General features: G+C 61.9%; 8 protein-coding genes and 1 pseudogene. 6 read left to right on the top strand and 3 right to left on the bottom strand.

Features of this window, described 5'->3' with window-relative positions:
* Nucleotides 1-679, bottom strand: a 679-nt coding sequence (locus AC1D11_RS18520; protein WP_477651476.1) for a porin, incomplete at its 3' end; no start/stop codon positions are given.
* 464 nt (nt 680-1,143) lie between these two features.
* Between AC1D11_RS18520 and AC1D11_RS18515 the strand changes: the two genes are divergently transcribed.
* The 6 genes and pseudogenes from AC1D11_RS18515 to AC1D11_RS18490 all read left to right on the top strand — a co-directional run bounded on the left by AC1D11_RS18515 (nt 1,144) and on the right by AC1D11_RS18490 (nt 6,789).
* Entirely contained in the window at nt 1,144-2,115 is a 972-nt protein-coding gene (locus AC1D11_RS18515) for an ABC transporter permease (protein ID WP_477651382.1), read from the top strand.
* A 15-nt stretch (nt 2,116-2,130) separates the two neighbouring features.
* Nucleotides 2,131-3,072: an ABC transporter permease gene (locus AC1D11_RS18510; protein ID WP_477649485.1), complete on the top strand. Its 942-nt coding sequence runs from the start codon at nt 2,131-2,133 to the stop codon at nt 3,070-3,072.
* Nucleotides 3,069-4,043: an ABC transporter ATP-binding protein gene (locus AC1D11_RS18505; protein ID WP_477649484.1), complete on the top strand. Its 975-nt coding sequence runs from the start codon at nt 3,069-3,071 to the stop codon at nt 4,041-4,043. Before AC1D11_RS18510 ends, AC1D11_RS18505 begins: the two co-directional genes overlap by 4 nt.
* Entirely contained in the window at nt 4,040-5,044 is a 1,005-nt protein-coding gene (locus AC1D11_RS18500; protein ID WP_477649483.1) for an ABC transporter ATP-binding protein, read from the top strand. Before AC1D11_RS18505 ends, AC1D11_RS18500 begins: the two co-directional genes overlap by 4 nt.
* 72 nt (nt 5,045-5,116) lie before the next feature.
* Nucleotides 5,117-5,999, top strand: a pseudogene (locus AC1D11_RS18495) (AraC family transcriptional regulator).
* A 70-nt stretch (nt 6,000-6,069) separates the two neighbouring features.
* Nucleotides 6,070-6,789 (top strand): B3/B4 domain-containing protein, encoded by a 720-nt coding sequence (locus AC1D11_RS18490; RefSeq protein WP_477649482.1) that lies wholly within the window; start codon nt 6,070-6,072, stop codon nt 6,787-6,789.
* A gap of 91 nt (nt 6,790-6,880) precedes the next feature.
* On the opposite strand, the gene AC1D11_RS18485 is transcribed toward AC1D11_RS18490, so the two are convergent.
* Both AC1D11_RS18485 and AC1D11_RS18480 read right to left on the bottom strand, forming a co-directional pair.
* A complete protein-coding gene (locus AC1D11_RS18485; RefSeq protein WP_477649481.1) occupies nt 6,881-7,987 on the bottom strand; it encodes a hypothetical protein in 1,107 nt (368 codons plus the stop codon).
* 195 nt (nt 7,988-8,182) lie between these two features.
* On the bottom strand, nt 8,183-9,199 hold the full coding sequence (locus AC1D11_RS18480) for a zinc-dependent alcohol dehydrogenase family protein (RefSeq protein WP_477649480.1): 1,017 nt from the start codon (nt 9,197-9,199) through the stop codon (nt 8,183-8,185).
* Nucleotides 9,200-9,222 lie beyond the last annotated feature (23 nt).

The following is a 9,222-nucleotide window of genomic DNA, read 5'->3' as shown; positions in this document are numbered from 1 at the left end:
AGGCACCCCCGCGTTTGCTGTCCGTCCCGTAGCCGACGCCCAGGCCCAGCGGGCCGCCGCCTTCACCGTAGCTCAGCGAGACGTCGGTCTGCTTGTAATCGCTCTCAAAGCGGACCGGGCCGGCCGGGGTTTCCGGCAGGCCTTCACCGTTGAAGTAATGGCCGGCCCGGAAAACAAAGTTGCTGATCACCGGGCTGGCGTAGCCGATGGCGTTCGAGACACGTGTGCGCGCGTTGAAGATGGAGGTGCCAATCGCGGTGGCGCCGGCATCGTGGATGACGTATTCCACGTTGCGGCCCAGGATCGCATAGATCGGCGTGCGGCTGGGCGCGGCCGAGTCGATGCGGCCGATGTTGACCACACCGAAGTCGCCGCTGATGCCGACATAAGAGTTGCGGTAGACGGGTGAGCTGGAAGCCCCGGTGTCGGAGGAGATTCCCATCTCAAGGCCAAAGAGTGCTTTCAGCCCTCCGCCCAGGTCCTCGGTCCCCTTGGCTCCGAACCGGGACGCGTTGCCCGTGATCAAAGTCTGAGTGACAGAGCCGGTCTTGGAGTTCTCAAAGCTCGTGTCCATCCTCCCGTAAATCGTCACCGTGCTTTGCGCCAGCGCGGCGACGGGGGCTATTGCGGTTATTGCGCCGGCGCCAATCGCAGCCAGGCAGGCTATCTTCAATTTCATTTCTCACTCCTGAAAAGTTTTGTAAATGGCGGCGAATCATTCGCCGCCGCATGGGTGTTCACGGGCGAAATTCGCCCAGGTCTTTCCTGCTTCCCTCCTCGCCGACCGTCATAAATCCTGAAAACTCGCTTGCTTTTTTGTATTGACTAGCGATACACTGTATCAAACAGCGTTACAACTAGATCATGAAGCGGTGATGACTGTCAAGAAATTTCGTGGCGCTGTTGCCGCGAATGCACAAGGTGAAAGCTGGCAAGGGCACTGGTTGGCCTCTAAATTGCGAGCAGTTGTGCGAACGTGACGTATCGGCGGGAGGCCTCCCGCTGACTGGAGTTTTTGATGAAAGTGACGTGCAATAGGGGGCCTGTTGCGGCTTCCCCGGGTGGAGGCCGCGGGCTCGAGCGAAGCGGCGTGCGATATGAGGGGTTGGCCCTTGTCGCGGCCAGTGATAAGGACGCAATCTGATGTTTGGGCCCATATTCCAGCGAATGCGCGACAGCCTGGTCGTCGTTGCGCTGATGTCTGCCATCGCATTTACGGGGATTCACCTCATTGGCGATCCCATACACCTGCTTGTCAGCCCGAATGCTTCTACCGAAGAAGTAGAGGCCGCGGCGCGCAGCCTGGGGCTGGACCGGCCGATCTACGAGCAATACGCGCTGTTTGTGAAACACGCGGTCCAGGGAGACCTTGGCAAATCGTTTGTCTTCAACCGGCCGGCGCTGGGAATTGTCCTGGAGCGCATGCCCGCAACCCTGGAGATGGCGTTTGTCGCGCTGATACTGGCGCTGGCCATCGGTATTCCTCTCGGGCTCGTCGCGGGCCTGATGCCGGACTCCTGGGTTCACAAGCTCATTGCCGGATTTTCAATCGCGGGGGTCACCATTCCCACGTTCTGGAAGGGGCTCATCCTCATCCTCATCTTTTCCGTGAACCTCGGATGGCTTCCGTCGGGCGGGCGAGGCGACACCGAACAGCTCTTCGGCATCGCCTTCAGCTTCCTGACGTGGGACGGCCTCAAGCACATGATCCTTCCGGCAACGACGCTTGCGATATTCCAGATCGCCATGGTGATCCGCCTGACGGAGACCGGAACCCGCGATGTGGTGCAACAGGAATACGTGCGGTTTGCGCGCGCCAAAGGCGTGTCCGGGTTAAGGCTCCTGGCGAGACACATTGCCCCGAATGTGATGATCCCCGTTGTCACCGCCGTCGGGCTCGAGTTCGGTCACCTCATCGCTTTCTCTGTGGTGACCGAGTCGGTCTTTGCATGGCCGGGCATGGGCAAACTCATCATTGACTCGATCCTCCATCTCGACAGGCCGGTTGTCGTGGCCTACCTGATGGTCACCGTTCTTCTGGTGGTCTCCATCAACCTTCTGGTCGATCTCCTGTACGTGATTCTTGATCCCCGGCTCAGAGCCCGCAGCAAATAAAAATGAGGTGACCCCATGATCCAGACCGAATCATTGAATCCGGAAGAAAAGCTGGCGGCCCAGCCGGCGCCGCAGCCGGCGCAAACCCCATGGAGCCGGATCCGGCGCCAATTCCTGCTGAGCAAGATTGCGTTCGCAGCGCTTGTCGTCTTTGGGCTGCTGCTCATCGTGGCACTGGGCGCGCCATTTTTCTCACCGCAGAACCCGTACGACCTGGCCTCCGTCTCCATAGTGGACGCCGAACTCGTTCCGGGTGCGCGCAGCGAAGTGAGCGGGATGCTGCATATCCTCGGCACCGATGGCGCCGGACGGGATCTGCTCAGTGCAATCTTCTATGGGCTTCGCATCAGCATGGCTGTCGGCCTTTTGAGTGCATTGGCCGCGCTTTGTATCGGAACAACAGTGGGCCTGACGGCCGCCTACTTTGGCGGGCGTGTGGATTCGTTCTTCATGCGAATCGTTGACTTGCAGCTGAGCCTGCCGGCCATCCTGATCGCGTTGGTACTTTTGGCATCGCTGGGCCAGGGCGTAGACAAGACCCTGCTGGCCCTGATCATTGTTCAATGGGCGTACTACGCACGAAATGTGCGCGGGGCCGCGCTGGTGGAGCAACAAAAAGAGTATGTGGAGGCCGCGATGGGTCAAGGCCTGCCGCCCAGGCGAATCATGTTCAGGCACGTGCTGCCGAACTGCATGGGAACGCTGATCGTCACCGGCACCCTGCAGACGGCTCACGCCATCAGCCTGGAGGCAACGATGAGCTTCCTGGGCATAGGGCTTCCCCAGACAGAACCCTCGCTGGGGTTGCTGATTGCCAATGGCTTCGAGTACATGCTCACGAACAAGTACTGGATCTCGGTCTATCCGGGGCTGGCACTGGTGCTCCTGGTGGGGTCGATCAACCTGATCGGTGATCGTCTGCGTGTTGTTTTCAACCCCAAGCTGGATCAGGTATGAGCACAAGTGCGTTAAAGGTCAATGGGCTCACGACCCATTTCGAGACCAAGGCCGGTGTCGCCAGGGCGGTAAACGACGTTTCCTTCTCGGTCGGGCAAGGGCAAATCGTTGCCCTGGTGGGCGAGTCGGGATCGGGGAAGTCCGTGACGGCGATGTCTTTGATGAACCTGGTGGATCCTCCCGGTCGAATCGTTGCCGGTGAAATTCTCCTGCGGGGGAATAACCTGCGCTCCGTCTCCGCGCGTGAATGGAACAGGATTCGGGGCAAAGAGATGGCGATGGTTTTCCAGGACCCCATGATGTCACTCAACCCTGTCATCCGTGTGGGAGACCAGTTGACGGAAACCATCCGGATTCACGCCAAAGTATCACGGTCAGATGCCACGGAGCGGGCATGCGCCGCGTTGGCAGCGGTGGGAATCCCGGCGCCGGCCGAAAGGATGCGCGCCTATCCGCATGAGCTGTCGGGTGGCATGCGCCAGCGAATCGCCATTGCAAATGCCATCGTCAACGAGCCGGCCGTGATCATCGCCGACGAGCCGACCACCGCCCTCGACGTCACAATCCAGGCGCAGATTCTTTACCAGATCCGCAAGCTGACAAAAGAGCGCGGAACGGGACTGGTGTGGATCACGCACGACCTGAGCGTGGTGAAAGACCTCGCCGACTACGTGTGCGTGATGTATGCCGGCCGGATCGTCGAGAAAGGCGCGGTCGCAGACGTGATCAGGTCGCCAAGACATCCTTACACCCGCGGTTTGATCGACTCATTGCCCAAGTCACAGGATCGCGGTTCCCTGCTCAAGCCCATTCCCGGAAGTACGCCGCCCTTGCTCAATCTGCCGTCCGGTTGCGCGTTCGCGCCCCGCTGCAGCCGGGCAACGCAAGCGTGCACAAAGATGCCCGGCCTGACCCGGACAGAAGACCGGGAGTTTCTTTGCTTTCACCCCTATACGACAAACAATTCATGACCACGATACTTGAAGCGGCCAATGTCTCGAAACGGTTTGGTGCCGCGCAAACCTGGAGCGGGCAGCTGGCGCACACATTGAAGCTGGCCCGCAAGACACCCAAACAGGTGTCCGCGGTGAGTGACGTCAGCCTGCAGATCGAGGCGGGGGAGGTGGTCGGCCTGGTGGGTGAGTCGGGCTGCGGCAAATCAACCTTCGGGCGAATCGTCGCGGGCATTCTGGAACCGTCCAGCGGCGACGTTGTGGTTCACCAGGTGCCAGGCAAGCCCTATCTTTCGGATGTCCATCGAAACGTCCAGATGGTCTTTCAAAACCCCTATGGCTCGCTCAATCCGAGGCTGCGTGTTGACCAGCTCCTCAGCGAGGCGGCGATCTATCACGGGCTGATTTCCGCAAAGGACAAGGCCCCCTTTGTGCGGGGCCTCCTGGAACAGGTGGGTCTTGACGCCAGTTACGGCGAACGCTATCCGCACCAGTTCTCAGGTGGGCAGCGCCAGCGAATCGCCATCGCAAGGGCGCTGGCCCTGAAGCCGTCGCTTGTCGTCTGCGATGAGGCCGTTTCGGCGCTTGACGTGTCCATCCAGGCGCAGGTTCTCAATCTTTTCCAGAAGCTCAGGCGCGAGCAGAACCTTGCCTACCTGTTCATCAGCCACAACCTGGCGGTGGTGGAATATCTGGCCGACCGGGTGGCGATCATGTACCTTGGCCGCATTGTGGAGCTGGCCAAAACAGAGACGCTCTTCAGCCAACCCAACCATCCCTACACAAAGGCACTCATTGCCGACGCGCCGCGTATGGACGCGAAACCGCTGACGTACAGGCCCATTGCGGGCGAAATGCCGAGCCCCATGAATGTTCCGAGCGGATGCGCGTTTCACCCCCGGTGTCCGCATGTCATGCCCATTTGCCGGGAAGTCCGGCCGGCCCTGGTCGAAGTCGCGCCGTCGCAAATCTCGGCCTGCCACCTGAATACCACCGCTTCAAAAGCCGCGGAGCCCTGATACCAGGGTGCCGTCTTGAGAGTGCGCCAGGAGGGCTGGTGCGTCGCGAATTCCCGAGGCATCATGACGCCCATGCCCTCCACATCTGCATCATCCGCCCACCAGGGCCGTGTCTTCGGTTCGCCGTGGGCGGGCATCTACGCCACGCAGATGGAAAGCGCGCGCCACTTCGGCCGCCACTGGCATGCGGTGTATGGCGTAGGGCTGATGGAGCAGGGCGCAAAGCTCGGCCAGTGGCCGCGGCCCGGTCGATGCCTACGCGGGCGACGTCATCATGTGCAACCCCGGTGAGGTGCATGACGGCCGGCCGCTGGGCGGCCCTTCGCGTCGCTGGCGCATGCTGTACTTTGAGCCCGCGGTCATCGCGACCCTGGTGGCCGATGCGCCAGAGACCTCGCTGTCCACTGACATCGAACTCACGCGCCCCGTCGCGCAAGACGCCCGCCTTCGCAGCGCGCTGCAACACCTGCTCGGCCGTCTGCAGCGCTGGGACGCCGGTGCGGGGCGCAGCGGCGCAGATGCCCTCGCGTGTGAAGAGTCGCTGGTCCGCGCTTGTGCCCTGTTGCACCGCCATGCCGTCTCACCTGTCACGCAGTCGCAGGCTTTACCGTCCAACTCACCTTCTTCGCCCGAGCTGCTCCGTGCCCGCGACCACCTGGCCGCAGACCTGCTCGCCCCGCCCACGTTGACGGAGCTGGCACACACGGCCGGCCTCAGCAAGTTCCAGCTTCTGCGCCGGTTTGAAAAAGCTTTTGGCCTCACGCCCCACGCCTGGCTGCTGCAGCAGCGTGCAGAGCGTGCGCGCGGCCTGATCCGCGGCGGCGCCGGGCTGGCGCAAGTGGCTGCCGCCTGCGGCTTTGCCGACCAGAGCCACATGACGCGGCTGTTTGCCCGCCAGTTTGGCTTTACGCCCGGCGCGTGGCAGCAGGCCATGAATAAAACCCCATTGCAATAACGTTCAAGACGGCCGGCGTGCGCGGCGGCATGCTGGCCGCTGTTTCACTTTTTAAAGAAGGCCGTCGCGCATGTTCTTCCGCCATTCCCCGGCCATCTGGGCCGACTATCCTGAGCTGGTGCCCGGCGTGCTGGCCGCTACGGGCATCACAGCTGATGCAGACGTCTCAGCCCAGGTTGCCCGCTTCAACGCCATCGCTGCCGCCCGTCTGGCCACGAACGCTGAAGGCGAGCTGCCCGAAGTGCAGGCCTGGCGCCGTACCTTTTCAAAAATGGGCCTCAAGCCCACGCAATACCGCTGCGCATCTGAATCACTGCTGCGCCGCTTCCGCAAGGAAGGTTCGCTGCCGCAGCTGCACCCGCTGGTTGACCTGTGCAACGCCGTGTCGATTGCGTTCGCCATTCCCGTCGCCGTGTTTGACACAGCCCGGGTGGCGCAGCAGCTGGAGGTGCGCTATGCCACCGGCGCCGAAAGCTACCAGGCCTTCAGCGGCGAAGCAGAGCACCCCGAACCGCATGAAGTCATCTTTGCCGACGCCGCCCAGCCGCCCTCAGCCCACGCCCGCCGCTGGACCCACCGGCAAAGCGGTCTCTCGGCCGTCAGCGCCGCCACGCACAGCGTCCTCATCGTGGCCGAAGCCCTGCACGCCACGGCGGCAGACGACGTGCGCCGCCTCATCAGCACCCTCGCTGCCGAGCTGGCCGCCACCTGGCCGGCCGCGCCTGTCACCGCGGTACTCAGCTGCAGCGCGCCGCAGTTTGATTTTCAAAGGTGTCGGCAGGCTGTTTGAGGCCGTTTTGCATATCAAAATGGCCTGTAAGCCAATGGGAACGAGCGCGGGCAGCTACTAAATTAATAGCGATTTGCCTGCCGGAAAGCAGCTACTTCCTGGTGCAATAAAGAAGTGCGACGTTCTTCGCGCGTGTTTCAGTGCCGCCACTGGTGCTTGATTCGCTTGCCGCGTACGCCGGTGCCGAGTTGCCCATATGTGTTCTGGCACCTGTGCCGTTGATGACGCCGGTCATGCGCTGGTAGGTGTGGGCATGCGAGGCATAGGCATCTGCCTGAATGGTGCCAGGTGCCCGCAGGCCGTCCGGGTCAACTTTGGCGCCCGACTTGTCGACGCCGCGGATGACGCGGCCATACGCAAGCGGGTACTCGTCCCAGCCGGAAGGGCAGCGCTCGGCGTTAAAGGCCACGACGGAGGTGTTCAGTGAGGTGGTGACCGCCTCCATTCGCTCCCTGGACTCTTCAACTTGCCTTTTCAGATTCACGACCAGATTGACCGGAACACCTGTGTCGGTATAGGCCGGCCAGACCAGGTTGAAGTTGCTGGCAGCCCCGCTGTTCTCGTCAATCAGCCCCACGTACGAAGCCTTGCCCGGTGCGTCGCGGCTGCATTCAAGCAAGGTACTGGACGCACCCGTCAAGGTTGCCACCTTGTCCGTGCTGGAACTCCAGCTGCATTTCACGTCCTTGGAGGCCGTGTAGCGCAGCTTGGCGCTGACCGCCGAATCCGGTTTATACGACACCGCCATACTGAATTCCGTTGGCAGCATGCTGGACGGATCCAGGTTCACAAAAATGGCGCGCTTTGACAAAGCGATGCACGATTCATAGGCTCTGTAGGCGTCTGGTGAAATCGATTCGGAATAGGTTTTATAGGCGTCGTCCCGCGAGGAAAAGCTGCTGTCGGCCGAGCAGTATTTGCTGGCCACTTCTTCCTGGGAGCTGCCCGATTTGCTCATGGAGGCGGACAGCAGCTTGTAGCTGGCGCCATAGCTTGCTGACTTGGAAGAGCTGGTGCCCTTCTTGTATTCGCTGCAGAAGTTTTTTGCGTGGCTTTCTATCGAAGACTGGCTCTGCACGACTTCAGTGGTGGTCCTGGAAAGTGCAATGACGTCTGTGCAATCCGCCCGCGCTGCATGGGTGACCATCAGGCAGGCGAAAGACGCCCACAGTCCAACGTGCTTTATTTTCAGTTTCATGAATCCTCCTCGTTGTTTTACATAGGCAAGGCGTAGCGTTTGCACGCCCTGTGCGCCGTTGCACCCCATGGTTCAGTTGAAAGGCTGACCGCGGCAGTGCCTGTTGATTCTTCAACGCAGGAGTTTTTATTGACAGGTAAATACGCCTGTTGGGTATTTTTCCCCAACAGGCTGCGTGCCCCAATTCAATACACCTCAATGCGCAATCGCAATCTTGCCGAAGTGCCGCCCGCCGGTACTGAGTTCGGCATACGCGGCGGCGGTGTCGGCAATGTCAAACACGCGGTCGATGACGGGCACGATGCGGTGCGCGGCAATGGCGCGTGTCGCTTCGGCCAGGTTGGCCACCGATCCCGTGTTGTTGCCCACGATGCGCAAGGCCTTCACGATGATGGGCAGCAGGTCAATCGAGGCTGCCGTGCCGCCGACAAAGCCAACCGTGAATATCGTGCCGCCCATGGCCGCTGCGTTGATGGAACGCGTGAAGCTGGCCCCGCCCACCGTCTCCACCACCAGGTCTGCGCCGCGCCCTTTGGTGAGCTTCAGCACCTGCTCGTCCCAGGCGGGTGTGGCGCGATAGTTAATGAGGTGGTCCGCGCCCAGCTGGCGAGCGCGCTCCAGCTTTTCGTCCGACGACGACGCAATGATCACCGTCGCGCCCGAGGCCTTGGCGAACTGCAGGGCAAAAATGCTCACGCCGCCTGTTCCCAGCAACACCACCACCGAGCCGGGGCGCAGCGTGGCTGAGCGCACGGCGTTCCAGGCCGTCGTGCCGGCAATCGGCAGCGCCGCGCCTTGCACAAAATCCAGGTGCGCCGGCAGCGCGACCAGGCTGATGGCCGGCACCACCACGTAGTCGGCCAGCGAGCCAGGCAGCGTCACGCCGCGCATCGCTGCCACGTTGCGCGGCGTGATGCCCCCGCCCTGCCAGTTCGGCATGAAGTGCGGAATCACCCGGTCGCCAACGGCCAGGTTAAGACCCGTGGCCTCAACGCCTTCACCCAGCGCGGCCACTTCGCCCGCGCCGTCCGCCACCGGAACCATGGGAAAGGCTGGGCCCGGGAAGTTGCCCGTGGCAATGGCCACGTCCAGAAAATTCAGCGAAGCGGCGCGCAGGCGCACCAGCACCTCGCCCGGGCCAGCCTTCGGGTCGGGCAGCTCGGTGGGGCGGAACGCGGTGAGGGAGGGTGCGGTGAGCTGGATGGCTTTCATGGTCTTTGTGTCTGAAATGAAGG

The organism is Polaromonas sp. P1_E11, assembly GCF_056405995.1.
This window is presented reverse-complemented; position numbering and strand designations above follow the sequence as displayed.